Here is a 23,907-nt window from a genome sequence, read left to right on the forward strand (position 1 = left end):
CCAGCGGACGGACTGATTGAGAATCGATGAGGAGTGAAATATCACAACCTATGGCGCGAGTTAAGCGAATCAGTGATATTTGGAGGAAGTACTTTAATTTCGGGTCGGCTTTCCCATGCGCATCCTAAGACGAAAGACTGCGTAAAGTGTACCTTGATCGCCTTCGCCTAGAGCGCTTCCGATCATTTGAGAATGGAGTCATTACTTTTCATCCGCACTTGACGGCGATTGTCGGCGAGAACAACGGCGGAAAGTCGAATATCATCGATGCGCTTAGACTCCTTCTTCTCCCCACTAACGGCCGCCGCGAAATATACTGCGAAGAGTCAGACATAAGGCGTGACGCAGGGGATAGATCCTTCCGCGTCAAAGCCTGTATCGGTGATCTAACCCCCGCTCAAAAAGGTCTCTTGATATCCGCGGTCCCCAATCCTCTAAAAGCCGAAGCAATCTATGGACTGGCGTTTTCAAAGGAGGATGGACGGCGTTACAGGCCCCAATATTGGTCAGGCAAGTTTGAGGCTCAGCCTGAAGCTGGGTCAACGGACTTAATTCGCTATGTGTATCTCCCCCCACTTCGTGATGCCCAAAGGGCTCTTGCATCCGGAAATCCCACGAGGATCGCGCAACTGCTTCGCTACTTTGTGGGCCAGAGCGAAGAAGAGAAGTTCAAGTCTGATCTTCAACGAGCACAAACAAGTGACGCCCTTTCCGCGATCGATGGTGAAATTGGACTACTGTTACGGGATCTCACGACAGGAGCCCGAGAACAGAAAGCCGCCCTTGGCTTCTCAGACAACGAGAGCCTCTACGACATTGCGCGGGATTTACGGTTTAAGCTCGCAGACGTGGACATCGTCAATCCAGAAGAGCTTCGTCACTCAGGACTCGGCTACGTAAACCTCCTCTTTATGGCGACCGTAGTAATGGAGCTTGAGAAGGCGAAAGATGCTGATCTCACATTGTTTTTAGTCGAAGAGCCCGAAGCGCATCTTCATCCCCAACTGCAAATGCTCGTGCTGGATTTTTTGCAGGAAAAGGCAAGACAAAGCAGCCAGACAACTCGCAACCCCGGCGAAGCAGAGGGACGAATACAGGTTATCGTTACGACTCACTCCCCGAACCTGACCGCCTGGATAGAACCTGAAAATCTGGTCGTAATGCGGTCTTCGCCGGGCACCGACATGCGGCCTGCTTCAGCGGCAATTGCCGTTCGGACCTTGGATATTGAAAAGCGCAAGCTGGCGAAGATCAGCCGCTATCTCGACGTGACCCGCTCCGCAATGCTCTTCGGCGGGCGTGTAATGCTTATCGAGGGCATGGCGGAGGCGCTTCTTCTACCCGTTTTTGCTGAACGGCTTTTTAGGCACCGGGGAGACCCCCTCCACCCAGATAGGCAAAAATGGAAACGCTTCCAGTCCACTTCTCTCGTATCAATCGAGGGCGTTGATTTTGAACCCTACGTATCACTCTTACTCACGCCAGGGCCGGAAGCGCCCTGCATCGCAGAGAAGTTGGTAATCATAACCGATCGAGATCCAGATGCGCCCGGAGACCGTGAAAATACATTAGGCACGATTGCCGCTGCTCGCGGGGTCGGAGATAAGCTGAGGGTTGCGGTGAACGAAGTCACCCTGGAACAATCGTTGTTTACCGCTGCCAATGAGCCACTGCTCAAACTAGCATTTCTCGACCTTCACCCCAGATCAGAAAAGAAATGGAACGATCAGATTGAATGGTCGGTTGAAGCGGAACGGCCAAGCGCATTCTTAGCGCTTTTCACAAGCCGGACAAACCCAGTCCGAAAAGGTGACTATGCACAGGCCCTGGCTCTAGTTCTGTCGCCCAAAGATCCTGATTATGTCCCCAATACCGTTCTCCAACTGCACAAAGGCGATGAAGAAGCCGCCCGGAAAGCCTATCACGACCTCATCGAAACGTTCGAGGTCCCCGACTATCTCCAGCAAGCGATTTCAGAGCTTGTGGCATGACCGATGACGCAGCCCGATCGGAGGCAGAAGCACGGCAGAAAACGGTAATCGGGCACAAAGGTGAATGCTACGTAGAAGCATGCCCGGGAGCGGGTAAGACACTTACCCTGGTGAGACGAGTAATATCCGTCTCTGGAACAATAGGCCTGAGACAAGGCATCGCTGTACTTTCCTTCACAAACAGCGCTGTAGACGAGTTCAAAGAGAAGTATAGCTCTGAAACTTGCTCATCCCACTTGAGCTTTCCCCATTTCGTGGGAACGTTCGATGCCTTCCTGAATCACTTCATCCTAATGCCGTTCGGTACTGCTGGTTGCGCCGATCGACCGACAATCGTGGACCGCTGGGAAGGTATCATGGTTTCTCACGGACGATCCGGCGTTGCTGCGCCACCTATTCCACTTCATCATTTTGACGGCGAGACGGGGCTACTAGCCGCAAATCGGCACAGCGTGCTCACTCCGGCCCAAGCTAAGGTAAGAAGCCATTATGAGGCAGCGGCAAAACGCCGGCTTGATGGCCTTCGTCGAAAGGCAATGCTCGCAGCCACCGCGGCCCGAAAAGCAGCGATCGAATTTCTGAGGGAAAATCCTGCACGAGCGAAAGCATTGGGCGAAGCAATCACCGCCCGCTTCGTAGAAATCATCGTTGACGAGGCGCAGGACTGCAATGACGATGACGTCTACGTATTGGAATGGCTAAGAACACATGGCGCAAAACTCGTCGTTGTGTGCGACCCGGATCAAGCGATTTATGGGTTCCGAAACGGCTGCTCCACCAATTTTGCGTCCTTTGCCAGGACGCTCCCTTCTCTGGTATTGAACGGTAACTTTCGCAGTTCCAAAACAATCTGCGCTGCCGCCGCCACAATGCGCGCGACCAGTCGCAGCACCCCTGATCTGGCCGTTGGCGTAGATCGCGACTCTCCCGCAGTCATACATCTCGTGCCATATAAAGATTCCACCGCATCGAAAGCTGCAGTTGGAGCCAGATTTATTGAGCTTCTCGACGCATCCAAGCTGCCTAAAGAAAACAGCGTAGTCCTAGCCCACAAGCGTAAACTAGCCGCGCGCATCTCAGGAAATACCCCGCCAACGGACGTTAAGAGTGACGGGCTAAGGCGGTTAGCTGAAGCCGTTGCGGACTACCATCGACCTGCAAGCTCGCCTCGTGAACGGTCGCACACGATCAAATCCACCGTCAGACTCCTCATGGCGACGGAAGGACATGACGAGGATGAAGTCTCTAGCCTTCGTTCAATTTCGCAAACTCACGAGCGGACGCGGGAATACTACCGGAAAGCCGTTGTACTTCTTGAACATTTGCCCCCTCGCTGCACGGGCGCGGTAACGATCGATACATGGCTGACCATGGCAAAAGCTGAAATACTCAGGTTGACAAGCGTAAATGCGACTTGGAAGCCTCGCAAAAGCGATTGGGCCGCTTCGCTGACAACGGGCGAAGATAGCGTCAGCGGCCTCCCCTATGCCACGATTCATGAAGCCAAAGGCCGGGCCTATGATGCGGTCTGCGTCGTGGTCGATGGATCATCGGAAAACGTCATGGAACACTGGACGCAACGGGCCTCGGCAACGTCCGAGGCTCTCCGTGTGCTTTATGTTGGTCTGACAAGGGCACGGAAGCTCGCCGTCCTGGCTGTCCCGGAAAGACACGTACATGCCGTCACAGAAATTCTGAAGGGGTCTGGTGTTCCCCACCATGTTTGGGCAATCACTCGAAAACCCGCCTCCACAAAGCGCAACATCGAGCAAAAAATACGAGTCTTAGAAGCGGCTTCTTGAGTCTCTCGTCCTTTAGAAAAGTGCGCAGCCAGACTTCCGCAGAATCAGCTTGACGCCGTTTCATGAAATGAGATGCTGCGACTCAAGGTAGAGTGGAGAGGCGAAATGCAGTTCAGGGAAGTGCCTTGGAAGAGAAACCTCAGGAAAGTTCCTGAGGACATACTTTCCAAAATTCGGCAACTCGATACCGATGCTTTCATAGTGGGCACCGTAAAGACAATCTCTGCCTCGGATGTGGTCGGCCGTTTTAACCATTTGTCTCCTCCTGGCGAACTGGATGAACCATCGGAGCTACTCCCGCCGAAAGACATGGGGCCGTACTCGACCCGCAATATCGAAGGGTGGGAGGTAAAACGCACCGATCTCCCGAAAATCACGAAAACATTCTATTGGGAGACACCCAATTTCGGTGATGCCGCGACGTATGGAACTCATCTGCATTTCCACGACAGAGAAGTCTATCGTCGGGAATTCCACCAGCCTCGGCTCTATGAAATTTCGACCAAACTCCTGAAGATGGCGACTGGCTTTGGTGGCGGTGGGGTTTATCAGATTGCGATCAAGCAGCCTCTTCTTCGTACCCAAAAGGGCTATGAGGAGGAACTGTTCTTCATGTTAAATCTCCTCCAGGAGAATTGCGGGTCCGTTGGGATTTTCAACGCGGATGCCTCGCGTGAAGAAATCATTTCGACCCTTTCTTTGGACTGGGAGATTTTTCCGCCTGGTTCCAACGACGAGATCGTTCATCGCCTCACCGCAGGCCGCAAACAAGACGCTCGGAAGGTCGGTGTTGTTGCAGAGAGGGTCAAGCTCTTCTCTCTCCTCAAGCCCACTGCCTTTTTGCGAGGCAACGGTGCCTTTGGGAGCTACATCGGCGCTCGCTATGCTGACGACCTTGTTGTCTTTGAAAACATGGAATACGGGAACGCCCTTTATATCCTCTACGACGATTGGCAGGAGATTTCCAAGAGATCGCGCTTAGATCTTATTCGAGGCACAGACGCAGAATTTGACCGATTGCCTCATACGTATGGATGGGAACAGGCCTTCGGTAGGATTATGCGTCGCGAGAAAAAGAAGCGTGGTCTAGTTTAGCAGCACTTAAAGGCAGGATGTTTCCTCGCTCGGAAACACCCCACGCCTAAGGGGCGTCGTGTCCCAAGCCCGTCATCTCGCGCGCAGCCCAGATGACGACCTCGATAGGACCTTGAGTACGTGATTTACCTTCTTTCGCCAAAGCTCATTGCGGGGCGAGTGTGAGGGTTTCGACATACCGCAGCACGCCATAAGGTCTTTCCAGAACAACGAGCAAATTCCAGGCAGGTTTTGGCCATCGGGCGAGGAGCGCTTCTCGTCAGCGTACGCCGCCAGGATCGAATCCGGGGGCAATCTGCATCGCATTGAAATGACAACGCGCTCGTCTATCTTCCGTTATGTGCAACAATGCCTGACTAACTCAGGCCTCTATCGCCCACGTTCCCCCTATGGTTGAATAACAGTAATTACGAATCGACAGGGTGTACGACAACAGTGGAATTGGATCGCAGCCAATCGGTCTCACATCGTCCGGCTGACGGAGAACGACGGGCCGTTCGCAATCTGACGGCGCAGTATCTGGTCGCAGCAACGCTTATATATGAAGCGATTCAAGCCGGCGAACTAACGTGGGTTCGATTGGTGGACCCCGAGGCCGGACGGCTGGATGACGTCATTATCGGGCGACCTGGCCGGGTCGACGCCTATCAAATCAAGTGGTCCGAATACCGTCAGTCAGTGACTTTCAATCACCTCGTCACTCCAAACAGGGTGTCCGGCAGACCCTACCCAGCTCCATTCCAGCTCATGGCCGATGGATGGAAAAATCTCAAGGCAATATACCCGGAAGCGGCAGTGCACGCGCATTATCTCATGCACGATGCACCGTCGTCATCGGATTCTCCCGGTGAAAGGACCGGGTACGATCAACCTGCTCATCTACAATCCTTTTTGCGAAATGCTTTCCCCCGTCGGGCCACATGGTTCATACCGGGAGATCCCACCTATGCGGCTTGGTCCAACAAGATCGATCAGATCAAAAGCGCAACTTGTCTCAGCGAACATGAGCTGGCGGAATTCATCGCCGATTGTGAACTCGACCTAGGCTTCGATCTAGGCCCGTCGCGCCGGGAGCCTCGGGCATGGGCCGACGTTGAGGACCTCGCGCAGCTATTATTGTCGAAGGTCTCCAAAAGCAGTGGCGGAGCAGTCGAAGTACGGATCGACACGATCCTGACCGAGCTAAACTGGCGCGATCGATACGACCTACGCTTCAAGCATGACTTTCCAATCGACGAACACCTCTACCGTCCTATCGAGCCGACGGTCCAGGCGCTTGAGAGGGCCTTTGTCCAATTCGACCGGGGTTATCTCGCACTTGTTGGCCCTCCTGGATCGGGCAAGTCGACGTCGTTGACGCACATGTTACGGTACCGCAAAGGGGTAAGGTTGGTCCGCTATTATGCCTTTGTGCGCGACGATCCACAGTTGGGACGAGGCGAAGCGTTTTCCTTCCTCCATGACCTCTGTGTGCAATTGGAGGCCATGGGGCTCGGACGGACGCGACGCCGCATTTCTTATCCTGATACGTTGGACGGATTACGTGAGCGTCTGACCGCCTTACTGCGCGACCTGGGCAACGAAACGTCTAAGACAGGAGGACGTGCAATCATTCTGGTCGACGGTCTCGACCATATCGACCGCGAGCAGAACCCAACCCGCTCCCTAATGGAGGAACTCCCAGCGCCGAGCGCTTTGCCAAAGGGTGTACTGATCGTATTGGGCACACAACCGGTTGGTTTGAAGGCGCCGACAGCTGCTTTGCGGCCGATTAATGCGCAATTGGAGGAAGCCGGTAGAAAGATTTCGATGGAGCCGCTCTCCCGGTCGAGCATTTACGAGATTGCGCAAGCGGCGCTGCCGCTCAGCCGATTACGGCCCGGCGACGAGGACATAATTGCTGCTGCGAGCGCCGGCCATCCGCTGTCCCTTGCCTACTTGCTGAAGCGTCTTGCCAATGCCTCTGACGATGAGGCTGCTCGCGCGTTGCTGGATGCAGGTCTCGATTTTGGTGGCGACACAGCCCTCGAATATGAGGCTTATTGGGACAGTCTGGCTTCAGACCCTGAGGTGCGAGATGTCCTGGGGTTGATTGCCCGCATTCGGGGCGCCGTCGACATCCCGACAATCAAGCAGCTCGCTTCGATGGAAGCAGTGCACCGTTTCGCAAACACCGCCGTTCACCTCTTCAGGCAGTTGACGCCTTCGCGGTGGGCGTTTTTCCATAACAGCTTCCGACAATTCGTACTTGGCAAAACCATCGTTGACGCGTTCGGCATTGCCGACCCGTCGGCAAATATCGGATTCCATCGCCGACTGGCGACTATCGCTGCCCAGCCAACATCAGCGCAGGTGCTGAAGTGGCAAGAATTGTATCATCTCGAACAGACTTCGGAACCATTCGCGCTGTTGGAGCGAGCACAGCAGCAACTCTTCCGGCAACAATTTCTCGCTGGGCGGCCCATATCGGAAATCATCGAAGATGTAGAGCGTGCGCTCAAGGCTGCCGCCGAAACCAACTCTGGCGCGGCTATTGCCCGCCTGCTTTTGGTCGAAAGCGAACTCGTAGATCGCCACGACGCACTGTCACAGACAGAGTTTACATCGATCCTGCTGGAGCTTACCGATCCCGCAGAGTTGGCAGGACGGTTTTTTGTGTCCGACGAGCTTCTCGTTTCAGATGATCTGGCTTTGCAATGGTCGGCGCGGTTATCGGGAACCCGGTCGGACGGGTTAGGTCTGAAACTGTTCGAAGCCGCTGAACCGATGGACGTCCTCGCCGGCGCGGAGCGTGTCGGCGGGAGCCACGGACGCAATCTTGACGACTGGGCTCGAGCCGCATGGCGATTTCGCCCTCTGGATCGGCTCGTTGCCGCAATCGGCAACATTCGCGGCGAGGCGCGCTTTCGTCCTGGTAAGGATGAGACCGACGACCCCAAGGCCGACGAAACTGCTCAGATCGAGCTCTTGACGCAGCTTGGAATTGGCATTCAGGATTCGCGAAGCGAAGCAGCTTATGCCGAGTTGACGACATTGCTCGGCCAATCCGCGATTGGCCGAAAAGTTCTGCTGCGATTAGCATTTCGATCGGCTCGATTGTTCGTAGACGGTATCCCGACAGTTGGCGATCCAATCTCGGCCATGCGCGCAGTCCTTGAAGCACTTCCGCCGGGCCAGCAGTCGGTTCAAGAGGCAGCCACCCTTGCCGATGTTCTCTCTCAAATACCCGCTTTGTCGGACCGGGTCGAAGACTACCTGAAGCTCTGCCCCTCAGCCCTTACCGTTAGAGAGCTTAGCGATCCCGGCTCGCAGGCCTTCGGGCCCGTCGAACCCTTGTTTCGACAGGCTCGCGCGATGGCCGCGCGCGGTCGAGCGCTCGAGCCGACGACCATCCCCTTTACCGAAAAGGACCGGGACGAAGGTTTGGTATTGTTTCAACGCCTCGTCGTTGTCGTCGCGACTTTATGGGGTGAAGCAATTGCCGGGAGGCAGGTATCTTCAAGTGCGTTTCTGCGCAGGGTCGCACCGGTCATTACGTTTCGCAGGCGCGATTCCCGCGAAACATTCAACTGGCATAATTGGTATACCATCACCCATGCATTGAACGTTCTCTACGACAATCTGTTGTCTGCCGCCCAAGCCCATGGCCGTTCGGTCTTTGAAGCGGTGATCTCGGCCTTCGAAAGTGAATGGTCCCGGGCTTCGCCACCCGGCCATATGTCCTGGCCGGCAACGAGTCGCCGCCAAGTTGTCATGTCCGCATATCGCATCGATCGGGATGTGGCGCGTACTGTCCGGCATTTGGGCGAAATTGAAGCGTCTATAGATGCGTCGTGGGAGTTGGAAGAGCGGCTGGCTGAATTGTGTTCCGTCGCGCGGAATTGGATCGAAATCGGAGACGCCAAACGCGCTCGTGCTGCTCTCGATACAGCACTTAGCCAAAGCTTTGGCGTCCACCATGACAAGGATTATCAGATCCAGAATTGGTGTGGTTGGGTCGCGCGGCTCGCCCGGAGTGAAGTAGAACCTGGCCTAGTGGAGCAAGCGGCGACGACTGTCTTCCGCCTCCTGCCTCAACTGAGGGACATGAATAGAGGGCGAGGGACTTCGGACGCTACATCCGAACTGATAGGAGCGCTCGCAGATCGCTCGCCACAGTCTGGTTTACAGGCGGCTGAGTGGCTTATCGATGAAGGTTCTGGAGACCGGTCCACTATCCTGTCCGCGTTACTTGCCGCTGAATTGCGAAGCAGAGACGATTGGCGCGTGGCCACCGGCCTCGTCGCGGCCGCAAGGCTTCTTTTGCCGTTCTCCAGTTACGACACAGCATTTGGCGAGGCGTTGACCGCGACAGTGGCCTCAGTAGCGTCCAGCACGCCGCTGGTCACCCGAGCGATCCGAATGCTGAGAGCTTCCGCTCAAACCGTGGCGATTTCCGGCAAGGCATACGGCGATATCCTGGATGGTGTCGATCGAGAGGACGAAGAAGACGACCGCGATCGCCGAAAATCGATGCCCCCTTCTTTGAAAATGCCGAACGGCGTTGTCCTCGATCAGCACAGGGTCCAATCACTTGCAGATGATCCAAAGGAGTTTACCAAGATCCTCCCCCGGGCGGTGAGTACCGAAGGTCTCGACTGGTCGGCTGTCGTTCGAGCCCTGTTCGCCAAAGGCGGCGGTCCGAGCGTCAGGGAAGCAGCAAATCTCGTTCTTCAACAATCCTTGACGTCACCAAGCCTGGAAGTGCTCGTCCAAGAGGCGAAGGCGGCGGGCGAGGTGGAAATCGCTGACGCGGCGATAACACGTCTCATTGAGAGCGGCCGCCCTTACGGATGGGCGCGCTTCCACGATGGCGGCTCTCGTTACGCCGCTTCTCGCGCACTTCGAGTTGCTTATCCCACCGATGGACGAGGCCGTGCGCTCAAACTTTTTGTTGCCGACTATACGGGACATGGCCTGCGGGCCAGGGAGCAAGTTGGCTATTTGGACGAATTGCTCGGTGAATTTCTCGATGAACTGCCGCTAGGGGAGCTATGGCGGGAAATCGAAGAGCACGTGACGCAACTTGTAGACTGGAAATCAAGTAGCTATCGGTCTCCATCCCTCGATCTTCAGCGAGGAACGGACAGTTACGATATTGGCGTCCGTCTGCTGAGCCGCGACATCGATCAACCAGCTCTCGTTTTGGCGTGGCAAGCTAGGCTAGGCCTGCTGGACGTCTTCGATCTCGGCGACAAGTTTGGCGCCGCTGACGCCGCGGTGCGAAAGGCGATCGCCGGCGGTTATCAGGCACGGACTGCCGGGCTTTCGATTCTTGAATGTCTTGCTGTTAGTAACCCTGCCATTGCCACACGCTATGTGGAGGATCTGAATGACCTCGCTTGGCAAGGCTCCTCCGTCATCCGTTATGCCGCTCAAAACATTCTCGGGCAACTCGAACTTGAGATCCCGTCAGCGCCGCCGAAAATCCTGTTGCCCGCTTTTTACCGTCTTCATTTTCCGGAAACGCCAAAACCGGACATCAGCCTTTCCGGTGACGTTACCCCTCCCGGGGAACCACTGCCCGATACGGAAGATCCATTCGACCTTACACGGATGTATCATCACGTCCTGAAACGGCTGGCTTCTGACGCCGGACTATCCTTCGACAATCTCGTACGCCGGATGACACAGCACATGCGCATCGTTGCGCCACCAGAAGCCTGGTCTGCTAAAGTCGAGCGGGAGATTTCTCGACACAATGAAGGCATCGGGCTCAAGTTGACGTATCGGCGTCCTCGCAGCCTCGTTGCCCAACATGCTTTTGGGCTGCTGGTCTCTGAACTTTGCGATGCAGCGGTGGTGGAGTGGATCCCGCCGTACTTAAGGGAAATGCTGGTGTTAGCCGATCCCCCCGGAAATCTAGCCAACATTCTACCCAGGCCCGATTGGCTTAATATCCCCGAGGGTGAGGAACTCGGTAAATATCCTTCGGACGAATGGATGGCGGCCGTGGCCGACGCGCTGCCGACGGCATACAACACTCCGGCGGGCAACGTTGTTTTGGCTGAAGTAACAAGGATTGCTCGGCAGGATAACGAACGCTCGGAAGAAAGTCGGCTTAGTGTCATCGGTCACCGCACGCTGAAGTTCGACGACGATAGCGAACCCTCAGTTCACGATTTTTGGCACAAGGAAAGATATTTCGCTCGCGACTATCCCATGCTTTGGCACCTAGAGCCCGTTCCGGTCACTGCGATCGCAGGCGGCTCCATCATGTCTAACGTGCGTTTCCTTGCTCTGAACCCTTCGCTGGCCTTCCTACTTGGTTGGCGACCGGCGGTGACGGGATTGTTCAGATGGGAGAATGCAGACGGAGAGATGATGGTCGAGTCCATAAGATGGGCACAGGGCAATATCGACGCCCATGACTCTGGGTACCAACAGCGGGCGGCGGAGGGTTGGCTTGTGTTGGCAACTCCCGCTGGGTGGGAGGGCATACAGCAAGTGATCACGGACTGTGTGCGCCATCGACGGGCTGCAAGGATGACCGGCTATAAACGCTCAGGAGATCGCGAAATCGGGACAGCTGGAGACCGCATACAAATCTGATTTCCTAATGTTGAGATGTATTCTCCTCAAAAAAATTGTGCGAGCAGATCGACGCAGTTCGGGCTGCCGGTGTGGGAGAGGGAGGTAACTGATGCCGACGTCGGCACTCATTTAAAGGATGACAACGTCAGTGGGCGTAGAATCTGCGCGAAGGTGTCTGTTGTTGGACTTCATCCACCCAGTCGCCCGTCTCGTTATGCAGCCAGCTGGAACGCAGGAAGCCGAGCCAAGAGGGTTCGATCCTCTGTCAGAGGGAGAGATTGCGTCACGTCGCTGACCTGATCTCCTCACATTGAAGACGCCCGACCGCCACAGGGCGGGAACGTTTACCAACGCTGCCCGCCCTGTGGCGGTCGCCTCTTTCGAAACCGAGTGACGCTTTTACCGTCTGCATGGAAATGTTGAGGTAGGCGTTGTAAGGGTCAGGCCGGATCCGATGCACCGTGAAGCCCGCCGAGTAAGCTGCGGCAATCAGCATGCCATTGGAAACGTAATCGCCCAGATGGGTAAAGAGCCCGTAGTTTCGTGACAGATTTTCGGCGCGATGCTTGAGGCCGTAACTTGTCATTTTTCGGTTGAGCGATTTGATCTTTGCCTGCCGTGAAAGGTAAATCAGCGCCAGCTCAAATTGGTCAGCCTCCGAGTCGCCGTCGTAGGCCTCACGACGTCTCTCGGCAAAAAGAAAGGCAGCCGCGATGATTTGCGTAAGTCGACAAGTGATCGTGAAACTTTCGATAATCATTGTATTGCGCATATATATATTCGCAGCCCGGCGGAGTATTATGCGTAATACTATTATCGCAAGCTCCGACTTAATGGGGACGAATCCGTACAACGTACTTTCGGCTGTTTCCAACATCTACGCGACCAACAAACGGCATTTTTTGGGACTTACAGGCACGGTGACGGCAGGCGACTTGCCGGCTTGAGAAAATATCGCGTCGGTTAGACGGGGATGGCGATCGAGTTATGTTGAAATTGGTTGCAAGGTTAGGATTTCGAACCTGTGGTCTTGAGCGGAATCGAACCGCGGGCCCGCCGCTGTTGCCGTTGATACATTATGCGATCTGTTGAGCACGGAACGGGACCATACCCAAACGCTGCGTCAAAGGCGCTACGGCTGCTCTCGACCTCGCGACGGTCGTTGCCGTGCAGATAACTGAACGGTGGCAAGCGACACTGCTCCCTGACGCGCTGGAAGACTATGTCACGCAGGACAACCCGGTTCGCGTCAATGCCGCCGACTCGCGAATTGCCACGGGTACTCTGAGACAGACGGCGCAATAGAAGGAAAATTGCGTGCGCGAAGGCCTATCCGGCCGCGCCGCGCCAACGTGGCCGCGCCCACGCCACCACCAAACGTGTGCCATGTGGAGGACGCATTGCCGAGAGGGCCTGGGACGCCGACGCCGCAGACTACGCACTCGTCCCGCGGTCTCGCGCGACAGGGCGCCGAGAACCGGCAGCCGTCGGTGATGGTACGTCGTACTTCGACTGTCGAGTCATCTGTCTCTTGTCCTCGCTCCGCCAACTGCGACAGCCTGAAGCGGATCAGCTACTTGCGGGCGGTGCGCTCATTGACGCCCGAGGCCGGCTGCTTTGACAACATTCCGATCACCGTATAGTCGCCTCGTCGACGTGGCCGGAAATGGCTAGCCGTGAGAGCAGTTCGCCTCTTAGCTGACCACAAACCCGAAGTTGCTGCACCGGTTCCAGGAATCAGAACGTGAGTTTGAAGCCGGCCGATATTGTAAAGGCCTGGAGGTCCATGCCGGTTCTATTCTTGTAGATTCCTGTCGCGGTATCCTTCGACTTATCGATCGTCCAGTCGCCTTTCTTGCGAAAATACTTATCGAAATTGCCGGCCAGGAAGAGGTTGACGCGGTCAGTCACTTGATAATCGGCCTTGGCGCCGAACGAGACGAAAGGCTCAGTGCCGAATTCGCCTTTGCTATGCATTGTGCGAAGCCAGTGGTCGTCGATGTCACTTGCATCGATCACTAAGCCTCCGCGCAGCAGACCGGAGAGAGTCCAATCGCCGAGTCTTGTGATTGTCTCGGCGCCGAGGAAAACGCCGGGATAACGCTGTTCGTAGCTAATGACGCCTTTGCCGGGCTCGAAAGTTTTCTGGGTGTCTCGGAAGGCCCTACCGCTATAGATAATTGTGCCGCCATAAGCGGTCCACTTCACGTCGGTGTACTTGAAGCCGCCATGCAGGTTGATGGTTGTGGCATCATTGATCCCGAAGTCGCGACCGGCTGCAATGTCAAGATTGACGTAGCGATCAAGCGCGGTGTCGGGGCTTATGCTTCGCGACGCCCAATCCCCTTGACCGAAACCCGGCGAAAAGCCATACCAATCATAGTCCTCCATGTGGCTCTCGCCTGAGAAGCCGATCACGGAGTTGGCTGCGATGGTCCAGCTGTTACCAAACGCAGCCTTGAAGCCGGTCGTCAGAACTGGCGCATCGCTTTCCCAGATCAGTTTGCTGACACGATTGCCCGCAGAGTCGTAGACAAGCTCGTTGGCCCTAAGCTGAGTGTAGCCGACACCACCGACAAGTACGAAGCTGCTGTCGGGCGCAGCATAGATCGTTTCGTCGGCCGCCATGGCGGCTGTCGAAGTTGCGCAGAAAGCGCCGAAAACAAAAACTGGGCATAATGCCGTGAAGCGACGCATTACGCCGGCCATGCCTGCCGCAGCCTCCGCTGAACTTTTTGATTGGCTACGCGACGTCGCTGCAGCATTGCGTTGCGGACTGCCGGCCAGGTGGAACAATTCATCATATGGGTGCTGCATGGCATCGCACGGTAATGAGCTTGCAGAGTTCAACGCTTTCCGTCCGTGATCTTCTTGCCGATGAATCCTGATGTGAAGTGTCATTTGACCCCTTTCTTGAAGATCGACCAGATAGGCCGTTAGTGAGCGAGCTCTGCCCGCACCACAAAGACGGTACAGTCACGCCGGCACAGCTCGTCGGGGGTTACATCGGCTAACGCCGTCGTCGCGGCGACCACCGTATATGCTGGCGAGCCGTTCATCCGAACGGCAGCGCGTTTGCGGAATGGTATGCAAGCATCATGCCGAATGGAAAAATTGTTGCAGAACAATTGGATGGCTTTCACGGCGCCTTGTGCTATGTCTGACAATTGTCGAAGTTCTAACAACGCGTGTAAGCGGCAGAGCATGCACTTTGTCGTCTCCCGCCCCGTATGAAGCTGGAGCCGGCGCCGGCGCCGAGAACAGCTTTCAACAGCGCCGCACCGACGGCCGCTCCAAAATCGTGTAAGCCGCGATGACCAGACGCGTGCGCGACGGGTATCGCCGCGCCAATCGAAACCGCTGGATCAACGTCAAAAACGGCCGCGACCTATGCCACAACCGAACGTGAGCTAGGTAGATTGAATAGGACACCTGCCGAGAAGGCCCGGAGGACGCGGGCCAGGCACTCGTCTCACGGCCTCGAGCGACAGCACACGGAGAACCAGCAGCACCGCCAAGGGCTCGATCGTCCATTCGTTGAACGAAAAATGGAATGGTCCATGGCCGGTTTCGCCAACAACAGTCGTTGGACGGGCGTTTTGTAGGCGGCAGGGTACCCCCCATGCGGTCTTCACCAACAGACGCCGCGAACATGTCGGTCGTTCGAACTGACTTTCCGACGACCAAAAGCGGACATCGACGGTGACAGGCTTGAGAAATGTCAGGTGAGTCACAATGCCACCTTGGCATGGAGTAGAACTTCCGGCAGAAAGTAGGTTGGAGGATGACGATGCCGGTCAAGACGAATTTTAGGACGACAGACGCGGACATTCGCTCTGCGCTACACGCCAAGCGATTGCGCCGCGCCAAAGCTCATCCCGATACGCTTGTGATCGACGAACTTGGCCTCGCGCACGCCCGAAGCCGCATCGACGTAGCCGTAATCAATGGCTGCATCCACGGCTATGAGATCAAGAGCGCCAAGGACACCCTTGACCGCTTCGAGACCCAGATCGATACCTATCGTCAGACGCTTCAGAAGCTTACGATCGTTGCCGCGCCGAAGCACATCACAAGCATCATGGGTCATGCTCCCGAATGGTGTGGTGTGATCGCGGCCGAGCGGGGGCCACGAGGGGGCATCAGTTTCCACGTGTTGAGAAACGCCGCACAGAATCCAGAAATCGATCCAGTGATGATGGCGCACCTGCTTTGGCGCGATGAAGTTGTCGAACTCTTGGACCATGCCGGATACGCGCCGAAAGACCTCCGCCGGCCAAGAAAACAGCTTTACGAGATGCTGTGCGAAGCCATGACTCTTCGCGAGATCGCCGCTTCGATACGCACCTTCATGGCGCAGCGCCAAACTTGGCGAGATCGCTCAGCACATGCGTAATGTGGTGGTTGATGGTTACGAACTTCCACCAGGGCTGATTGCTTGGCCCTTTCGTTTTCGCTGCGCATTTGGCGATATAGTCATCGCCACTTGAGAATCCCGCCCCGCTGAACTTTCCCGACGTCACGATCGAGGCGCAGTGATCGTGCATCTGGCCTGGGTTGTCGCGGAAGGCCCCGCCCTTTCGCACTTCCCACGCGGTCGATGTCGTGTAAACGAGCTTGCCGGCCGACTTGATCTTGCGCATGTCCACCGGCGCAAACTCCGGATGGACGATCGTGTAGTCCCCGTAATTGGGTTGCCGCATACCGGCGGGCATCTTGGCGATCAACGCCTGATAGAAGAGCCAATCATGGCGCGGGAGCTGTTCGGCACCCTTGGCAACGTCCTTGAACGTTTCCGGAATAGCCGTGCTGATGGCGATAAAATTGCGAAAAGCGTGCAAGGCGCCAAGCCTTCGCATTGCTGCGATCAACGCCCCTGCGAACGCATCATAGGGCTCGAAATTTGGCGCACCGAGATCGATGACGAGGTCAACCTCGTCGAGTGATAGACCGAGCGACGCGGCCAAAGCCTCGATGCGCGTGCGCGCATCCAGCTTCATCAGATCCTCCAGCCGGACCGTGATGGCCGCCCCAAGGCCGTCGGCGGCAACGATCGCCGCGACAGAACCTATCATCGGAGGGGAGGAACCGAGCGGAAGCGCAGGGATCGAACTTGCCTGGAATGCGCGCAGAGCTTCAAAGACGTACGTGAAGATGTCGCGGCCATCCCCCATAGGCTTATCCGCGATACTGGGATGCACCCCGACCCAAGCCGGCCGCTGCCCCCACTTAGCATTGAAGCGGGCGGAAAAGGGATGGACATGCTCCTGGACCGACTTCTTCGGCTGCCACAGCTCGAAATCGAATTCGACTTCGGGAATGGTGACATAGGGCACGATACGTTCCTTGACTGCTGCGGCAAGGCGGGCAAGCGCCTGATATTCGCCCTGCCGCCACCGCAGCGCCGGAACATACATATCCTTAGTCAAGATCATTATTCGCCTCTTCAAGCTGAGAGCGTACCTGTTCCCGGCCAACAAGATCATTCAGGATGGCATAGTTGCCGCGCTCCTTCCTGATGCGCCCCGCGATGATGCTCGGATCGATGCCAATCGCCTCCGCATCGATTTTCACCGCCTCTTCCGACAAGGCGAAGCGCGATAGGCACTGGTCCCACAAGTCCTCCGGTATCAACGCATTGAGCGCGAATTTGTCGGCCTCCGCCTCAATCGCATCGCCATCATTGCCGCCTTCCTCGTCGAAGAAGTCAAAACGCAGACCGTCGAAGAGATGCAGGAAGACGTGACCGAGCTCGTGCATCAGCACGAACCAGAAATTATCCAGCCGGTCATACCGCAATGTGAGGCCAACGACCGGCGTTTCGCCGTCGGCGAGCATCGCAGCCCCGTCCAGATATGACCCCGGAAGGTGACGTTCGACGATCAACACGATGCCTTTTTCAGCCAGCAGATCACGGGCACGCTTCGGCCCGTCCTGCCGTTTCGTCAGACGCACTAACTCTGGCAGCCACCGGTCATCGAGTTCGAAGGTTCCGATTTCTTCTACTTCAATCTTGCTACGCGCCCGCTCCAGAATACGCGCCTGCCACGCGAGCAGGGCATATTCGTTCGGCACGTTCCCGCTGCGCATCTTCTTGCGGTGAAACGCCGTCGCGAATTGCGGTCCGGCCGCGTGCAGGAAATATTCCTTCACGCGCTCGATCGGACTTGCCCCGCGCGGCACATCGAACCACTTGCGCTTGATCATCTCTTTGTAGGGAAGCTGACCCCAGACGATATCGTCGGCATCACCCCACGCGAACACCGAACCGCCGGCCTGCTTCGGCCCCTCGAAGCTCCCCGACGCCTTCACGCCGAGCGCCTTCGAAATCTCGATCAGCCGACCAAGACTCGCTCCCATATAGTCGGTCGCCTCGTATCGCTGCACCTGTTGGGGCTTCATACCGAGTTTTTCGGCGAGGTCCGTCTGGCTCATGCCGGACGCAATCCGCGCCTGCACCAGCACGCGCGGCAAATCTTCAAGCGCATAGGTTTTCGAGAACGAGACCTGGCCTGATTTGAGAAGATCGTATTCGGCGAGCTCAGCCTCTACATCGGCGATCTGGCTCTTGAGTGCATCGATCTCCGCCTTCTTGAGCCATGCCTGATCCGTCGCGCGCACCTTCGCAGCGGCGAGCGCGTCCTGCAACTTCGCAAGTTGCGCATTCGATACGCCGTATTGTTTGTCGCTGTAGATCATGGCTGCACCTTCCTCGAAAGAAGCGGATCGGCCGAAAGCGGAATGGAGATGATCCCTTTCTCTTTTCCAGTGAAACGATCCAGTCGGAAAAAATCTACAAATGCCTGCCCAACATCGGCGCACATCATCGAGGACGGAAAGAACTCGCCCTTGAATGCCGCTTTCTGCGCTGACCGACCGTTGGCAAATTCCAGGAACACTGGATCAAGTTTGGCCGGATCAACACCCGTAGGGTCCCAGCATGCATCGAAGTCGCCGGGCCTCGGCTTGCCCGTCACATAACTGCCGTCTAGGTAGATCATCGGACATCCAGCCAATCGCAGCTTGCCAGAGGCGATAATGAGTCCCTCGAAAAGCTCACGCCGCCAGGCGTCCGTTGCAAAAGCAGCCGCCACATCTTCCAAACTCGCCGCGTGCTTCCCAGGGGGCAGAACGGTCCACGGAGAACCGGGCAATGGGACGAGAGCGGGAATCATGCTTACAACAATAATGTTGTAAGCATGAAATGGCAAGCCTAGGAGAACTTGGGCATCCCGTCGCCGCCAGATTCAGTTTTCTCGCTGCTGCCGGTGATAGCCTTCTTGGCCCGTCCGCCGTCTGGTTTGGTATACGAGATCTTTCCTTCAACGACGACGGTCGCGGTCTAATTGCTGCGGCAATGATTCCTTACATCCCATTGAACTTGAACCAGGGGCTGAGTATTGCTCACGCAGAACACGTGCGGAGAACAACAGTGAGTGAACGAATCGGCCAGGCTGGCTTAAGCCCCGAACAGATTAAATTCCTCACCGAGTTTGCCAACGGTCTCGTCTGGAAGAGTCCGGACCTCGAGATCCTGAAGCCTGATGCCGGCATCGACTATAACGAGCTGGTGCAAATCCTGCAGGACATGATGCAGAAGTCGAACCGTCGGGGCAGGTTGATTCTTCCTAACCTGACGGCCCATGGTAATGAGACGGTGGCCGTCTTTTCCGATTATGCGGGAGAATCCTCGGGAGACTATCACACCTACTCGTTCCTCACATGCGGCTGGAATACCTGTGGAGCCTTCCTTGGTAAGGTGAGCGATATTCGGGCACAATCGCGACTTGGCGACAAGGAGATTGCGTTCAAGGACTTCCGCATGGGCCAGATGCAGCGAGCCTTGCCCGACTATCTTAAAGCCGCGGATCTGCTGCTGCATGGATTTTTGCTGACGATTGTCATCGACAAAAAGCTGCTGACCCTCTTCGGTCCGAACGAGAAGAAGACGCAGACGAGCCTGTCCGAAACCCTCCGGCAGGCCGGCCTGGGCACCTGGAAGCCTGATGCCGCCGAAAAGCTACTCCGGGTGGTTCACTGTGTGGCATTCCTTGTGGCGCTGCTTGCCCGATCAGGCCAGAAGGTGTTTTGGATGTCAGACAACGACACGATCTGCGCCAACGAGGACCTCCATCGGCAAGCGCTGGACCTTTTGGCGCGAGCCGTCGGCATCTACGCTCAAGACAGCCATTTTCTTGTCTTCAGTGGAGCCGCCCCATTTAAGAATCGTGGCCTTGGGCATCTTGACCTTCTCAGCCTTGCCGACATCACGGCCAGTTCAGTGGAGCACTATCTGACCCGGAAAAATGCGAACGAAGGGGTCGATTTCGGGGTAAAGGCCGGTTCTCATTCTGTGCTTCAATGGCTTGCGCATGACGGGTTATCCTTGTCGAAAATGACGATCATCGTGCGCCCGAGCGTCAGTGGTGCGATCGAGACAGCCAATCTCGAATTTAAGCTGGCCGAGGAGCCAAACGATGTTACGGCTATTCCGATTGTTATCTAGCGCCTATTCGCTGTTTCGAGCTTGGCATATCGGAGGGAATAGCTGCTTTGGGCAACTCTCAACTGCACCCTAAATGACCGAAAATGGGGTCGTCAGTGGAACGGCAGCTTTTCCGCCTCATTCGCCCGAAAACCGCCGCTCCGGTCACGGCCCCATGTCCGTCAGCCATTGATGCCGCGCGAAATGACCGCTTCTGACGCAAGCTGCTCTTTCCGAACGGCTAGGTGGACGACCTCTGCCCACCGCCACGGTCGTCGCCGTACAGATAACTGAACAGCGGCAATGGGCGGACTTCGTCATTTGCCGCCCGATCGGCTTCGCGTTGCTATGTAGGCTACCGTGTCCTTACTGATGGCGAGATCATGGTTGCTGACATAGCTACGGCCAACGAGGACCAGTCCCCTTCGGTTCCAGCGGTCCGTTTTCGGTCGTTGTCCGGGCTCGCGTCCCAGTTTCTTCCCGCGCGATTGGGCTACCGCCAGGCCGGATTTCACGCGTTAGCTGAGAATGACGGCCCGCGTATAGGTCAGCATCACCGCGTTCCCGGAGCCGGCTTCAACGGCAATCCCCGGCATTCATTCAAGTGGAAGATTTTGCATCCGAAAGGACGCAAGTTTCGTCCCAGTAGACAAAGGCGATGCGACTATCGCGGACAGCGAAGGCGCCACATCCTCGCCGGCCCGATGGATCGCGCCATTCGAGTACTACGCTGGCACCTATTTCGTATATCACCGCTGGAATGCAGGTCATACTCGCCACCGCGAAATCCCGCTCGAACATTTTTTGGATTGCAGAGCGACCTTCGACGCAATGCTGCCTTGCCGGAAGATGCAAGGCGTCTTCACGGTACAGTTCTGCAACGGCGACCGCGTCACACCTATTGAAGCGTCTAACCCATTCTTCGACCACCTCCCGCGACTCCATCAGGATGTTCCTTCCGTCAGCCAGTATCATCGGAGCACGCCCTGAACTACGGCTCCTTGACAGTGATAGGAGCACTCGAAACGCCGTCGTCAGTTCCTCAAAGACGATGGCCCAGCCCGCCCTTGCAAGACACCTTGGTACGGGCATCATAGACACCAAGAATCGCCTCGCCGGCATCGACGGCGATGCGTTCGAGCACCTCACACAACGACGTCATTTCTCCTCCGTCATCCGGTCGAGATATTCCTCGATCTTGAGGGCCAGCGAGATCGGCTCGTGGCCAACCGTGTGAAGATGCAGTTCCGGATTTTCCGGCGCCTCATAGGGCGAAGAAATGCCGGTGAAATTCGCAATCTTGCCCGCCAGCGCCTTTTCATAGAGGCCCTTCGGATCGCGGCGCGCGCATTCTTCCAGGGGCGTATCGACGAAGATCTCGATGAACTCGCCCTTTTCCATCAGTTCACGCGCCATCCGCCGTTCGTCGCGGAAGGGAGAAATGAAGGATACGAGCACGATCAGGCCGGCGTCGGCCATGAGCTTCGCCACTTCCGCCACCCGCCGAATGTTTTCCACCCGATCCTCGTCGGTGAAGCCAAGGTCCCGATTAAGGCCGTGGCGCACATTGTCGCCGTCCAGCAGATAGGTATGCTTGCCCCGCGCATGCAGAACCTTGTCGAGCGCATTGGCGATCGTCGATTTTCCCGAACCGGAGAGCCCGGTGAACCAGAGGACCGCCGGCCGCTGGTTCTTGATCGCGCTGCGTGCGCCCTTGTTGACGTCGGTCGCCTGCCAATGGACGTTGTCGGCGCGACGCAGCGGGAAATCGATCATCCCTGCGCCGACCGTCGCATTGGAAATCCGGTCGACAATTATGAAGTTCCCCGTCGTCCGGTCGTCCTTGTATGCGTCAAAGACGATCGGCGCCTGGGTCGAGATATTGCAGACGCCGATTTCGTTCATCTGCAGGGACTTCGCCGCCTCGCGCACGAAACTGTTGATGTTGACCTGGTGCTTGAGCGCGGTAACGGTCGCATTCACGCTGTCCGTCTCCGTGCGCAGGATATAGCTTCGCCCGGGCATCATCGGGCTCGGATCGAACCAGATCATGTGGGCCTGGAACTGATCGGCGACGAACGGTCTGGCGCCCGGCGCGGCCAACATGTTGCCGCGGGAGACCTCGACGTCGTCCGAAAGCACCAGGGTGACCGCTTCGCCTTCCACGGCCTTCTGCACTTCGCCGTCATAGGTGACGATGCTCCTGATCGAGGTGCGCTGCCCCGATTTTGCGACGATCACCTGGTCACCGACCGAAATCTTGCCGGACGCTATCTGCCCCGCATATCCCCGGAAGTTCGCGTCGGGCCGCATGACCAGTTGAACGGGAAAGCGGAACGGCTTCTGCGCCTCCTGGCGATCGAAGTCGATCGTTTCGAGATATTCGAGAAGGGCGGCACCCTGGTACCAGGGCGTCTTCTCCGAGTTCGCGATGACGTTATCGCCATAGCGCGCCGAAATGGGTATCGGCTTGATGCTCTGAAAGCCAAGTTCGCGCGCAAAGTGCAGATAGTCTTCCGCTATCCCCTCGAACACCCTCTGGCTGTAGCCCACAAGGTCGATCTTGTTCACTGCCAGCACGACATGGCGGATGCCGAGCAGCGACGCAATGTAGGAGTGGCGTCGTGTTTGCGGAAGAACCCCCTGACGGCTGTCGATCAGGAGCACCGCAAGAGCCGCCGTCGAGGCCCCGGTGACCATGTTGCGGGTATATTCTTCGTGCCCCGGAGTGTCGGCCACGATGAACTTGCGCTTCGAGGTCGAAAAATAACGATAGGCCACATCGATGGTGATGCCCTGCTCGCGTTCGGCCTCGAGACCGTCCAGCAGAAGGGCGAGATCCATGTCGTCACCGTTCGCGCTGCGCTGCGCGCCGACGCGCCCCAGATTGGCAAGCTGGTCCTCATAGACCAGCTTCGCATCGAACAGCAGCCGGCCGATCAATGTCGACTTGCCGTCATCCACCGAACCGCAGGTTATAAATCGAAGGATCGACTTGTTGTCCTGGTCGGCCAGGTGCGCCTGGATGTCGAGCGGCGCAAGAGTAGGAAGATAGGACATCAGAAGTAGCCCTCCCGCTTCTTCTTCTCCATCGCGCCGGCCTCGTCCCGGTCGATGAGCCGGCTCTGTCGCTCGGAGGTGCGCACCGTCAGCATCTCGCGCAATATGTCGGCGACGGTCGCGGCTTCCGACTCGATCGCGCCCGTGAGCGGATAGCAGCCGAGCGTGCGGAAGCGCACAAGCCGTTCGGTCACGCTCTCCTCCGGCTGAAGAGGCATGCGATCGTCGTCGACCATGATCAGCATGCCATCACGCTCAACCACCGGGCGCCTCGCCGCAAAATAAAGCGGCACGATCGGTATGTCCTCGGTCATGATGTATTGCCAGATGTCGAATTCGGTCCAATTCGAAAGCGGAAACACCCGCATCGTCTCGCCTGGACGAATGCGCGTATTGTAGGTTTTCCAAAGTTCGGGACGCTGGTGTTTGGGATCCCAGCCGTGCTGGCCATTGCGGATCGAGAATATGCGCTCCTTGGCGCGCGACTTCTCTTCGTCGCGCCGGGCGCCCGCGAGCGCTGCATCAAATCCGTATTTGTCGAGCGCCTGCCGCAAGGCAACCGTCTTCATGATGTGCGTGTGAATATTCGACCCGTGCGAAAATGGTCCGATGCCCTGGTCCAGGCCGTCCTGATTGGTATGAACCAGAAGATCGAAGCCGCGCTCCTTCGCCATCCTGTCGCGGAATTCGATCATTTCGCGAAACTTCCATGTGGTGTCCACATGGAGGAAAGGGAAAGGTGGCTTGGACGGAAAAAACGCCTTCATCGCCAGATGCAACAAGACGGAAGAGTCTTTTCCGATAGAATAAAGTACAACCGGATTTGAAAACGTCGCTACAACTTCGCGAATGGCGTGAATTGCTTCAGCTTCAAGTCGCCGAAGATGGGAAAGAGACATGT

The 23,907-nt window shown here is 56.7% G+C and carries 14 protein-coding genes; 6 read left to right on the forward strand and 8 right to left on the reverse strand.

The genetic code is table 11. The features are described 5' to 3' along the window. Positions 1–146: 146 nt before the first annotated feature. The 4 genes from QA637_RS30435 (at position 147) to QA637_RS30450 (ending at position 11,479) form a co-directional block, all read left to right on the forward strand. On the forward strand, positions 147–1,991 hold the full coding sequence (locus QA637_RS30435; RefSeq protein ID WP_346283796.1) for an ATP-dependent nuclease: 1,845 nt from the start codon (positions 147–149) through the stop codon (positions 1,989–1,991). Further along, positions 1,988–3,793, forward strand: a complete 1,806-nt coding sequence (locus tag QA637_RS30440) for a UvrD-helicase domain-containing protein (protein ID WP_283067617.1) — start codon at positions 1,988–1,990, stop codon at positions 3,791–3,793. Before QA637_RS30435 ends, QA637_RS30440 begins: the two co-directional genes overlap by 4 nt. 105 nt (positions 3,794–3,898) lie before the next feature. Further along, positions 3,899–4,888, forward strand: a complete 990-nt coding sequence (locus QA637_RS30445; RefSeq protein ID WP_283067619.1) for a hypothetical protein — start codon at positions 3,899–3,901, stop codon at positions 4,886–4,888. 393 nt (positions 4,889–5,281) lie between these two features. After that, a complete protein-coding gene (locus QA637_RS30450) occupies positions 5,282–11,479 on the forward strand; it encodes an AAA family ATPase (RefSeq protein ID WP_283067621.1) in 6,198 nt (2,065 codons plus the stop codon). A gap of 265 nt (positions 11,480–11,744) precedes the next feature. On the opposite strand, the gene QA637_RS30455 is transcribed toward QA637_RS30450, so the two are convergent. Both QA637_RS30455 and QA637_RS30460 read right to left on the reverse strand, forming a co-directional pair. Then, complete coding sequence (locus QA637_RS30455; RefSeq protein WP_283067623.1) at positions 11,745–12,221, reverse strand: hypothetical protein; 477 nt, start codon at positions 12,219–12,221, stop codon at positions 11,745–11,747. Positions 12,222–13,198: 977 nt separating this feature from the next. After that, complete coding sequence (locus tag QA637_RS30460) at positions 13,199–14,362, reverse strand: omptin family outer membrane protease (RefSeq protein WP_283067625.1); 1,164 nt, start codon at positions 14,360–14,362, stop codon at positions 13,199–13,201. 889 nt (positions 14,363–15,251) lie between these two features. Here QA637_RS30460 and QA637_RS30465 point away from each other — a divergent pair. Continuing rightward, positions 15,252–15,857: a sce7726 family protein gene (locus tag QA637_RS30465; protein WP_283067627.1), complete on the forward strand. Its 606-nt coding sequence runs from the start codon at positions 15,252–15,254 to the stop codon at positions 15,855–15,857. On the opposite strand, the gene QA637_RS30470 is transcribed toward QA637_RS30465, so the two are convergent. Genes QA637_RS30470 through QA637_RS30480 form a run of 3 tightly spaced genes read right to left on the reverse strand, consistent with a single transcriptional unit; the run spans position 15,811 to position 18,555 of the window. After that, positions 15,811–16,896, reverse strand: a complete 1,086-nt coding sequence (locus tag QA637_RS30470; protein WP_283067629.1) for a beta family protein — start codon at positions 16,894–16,896, stop codon at positions 15,811–15,813. The two genes, QA637_RS30465 and QA637_RS30470, sit on opposite strands and share 47 nt — an antisense overlap. After that, positions 16,883–18,160, reverse strand: coding sequence for an XRE family transcriptional regulator (locus tag QA637_RS30475; protein ID WP_283067631.1), 1,278 nt, complete (start codon positions 18,158–18,160; stop codon positions 16,883–16,885). Before QA637_RS30475 ends, QA637_RS30470 begins: the two co-directional genes overlap by 14 nt. After that, a complete protein-coding gene (locus tag QA637_RS30480) occupies positions 18,157–18,555 on the reverse strand; it encodes a DUF6932 family protein (protein ID WP_283068057.1) in 399 nt (132 codons plus the stop codon). Before QA637_RS30480 ends, QA637_RS30475 begins: the two co-directional genes overlap by 4 nt. A gap of 110 nt (positions 18,556–18,665) precedes the next feature. Here QA637_RS30480 and QA637_RS30485 point away from each other — a divergent pair, with 110 nt between their 5' ends. Then, positions 18,666–19,967, forward strand: a complete 1,302-nt coding sequence (locus QA637_RS30485) for a hypothetical protein (protein WP_283067633.1) — start codon at positions 18,666–18,668, stop codon at positions 19,965–19,967. A gap of 579 nt (positions 19,968–20,546) precedes the next feature. Here QA637_RS30485 and QA637_RS30490 read toward each other — a convergent pair. From QA637_RS30490 to cysD, 3 genes are all read right to left on the reverse strand, one after another. Then, the gene (locus QA637_RS30490) at positions 20,547–21,041 is read right to left on the reverse strand and encodes a YybH family protein (RefSeq protein WP_346283801.1); all 495 of its coding nucleotides are present in this window, start codon (positions 21,039–21,041) and stop codon (positions 20,547–20,549) included. A 63-nt stretch (positions 21,042–21,104) separates the two neighbouring features. After that, complete coding sequence (gene nodQ / locus QA637_RS30495; protein ID WP_283067635.1) at positions 21,105–23,006, reverse strand: bifunctional sulfate adenylyltransferase/adenylyl-sulfate kinase NodQ; 1,902 nt, start codon at positions 23,004–23,006, stop codon at positions 21,105–21,107. Next, positions 23,006–23,905: a sulfate adenylyltransferase subunit CysD gene (gene cysD, locus QA637_RS30500; RefSeq protein ID WP_180942885.1), complete on the reverse strand. Its 900-nt coding sequence runs from the start codon at positions 23,903–23,905 to the stop codon at positions 23,006–23,008. Before cysD ends, nodQ begins: the two co-directional genes overlap by 1 nt. Positions 23,906–23,907 lie beyond the last annotated feature (2 nt).

The organism is Sinorhizobium terangae, assembly GCF_029714365.1.
Taxonomy (GTDB): Bacteria; Pseudomonadota; Alphaproteobacteria; order Rhizobiales; family Rhizobiaceae; genus Sinorhizobium; species Sinorhizobium terangae.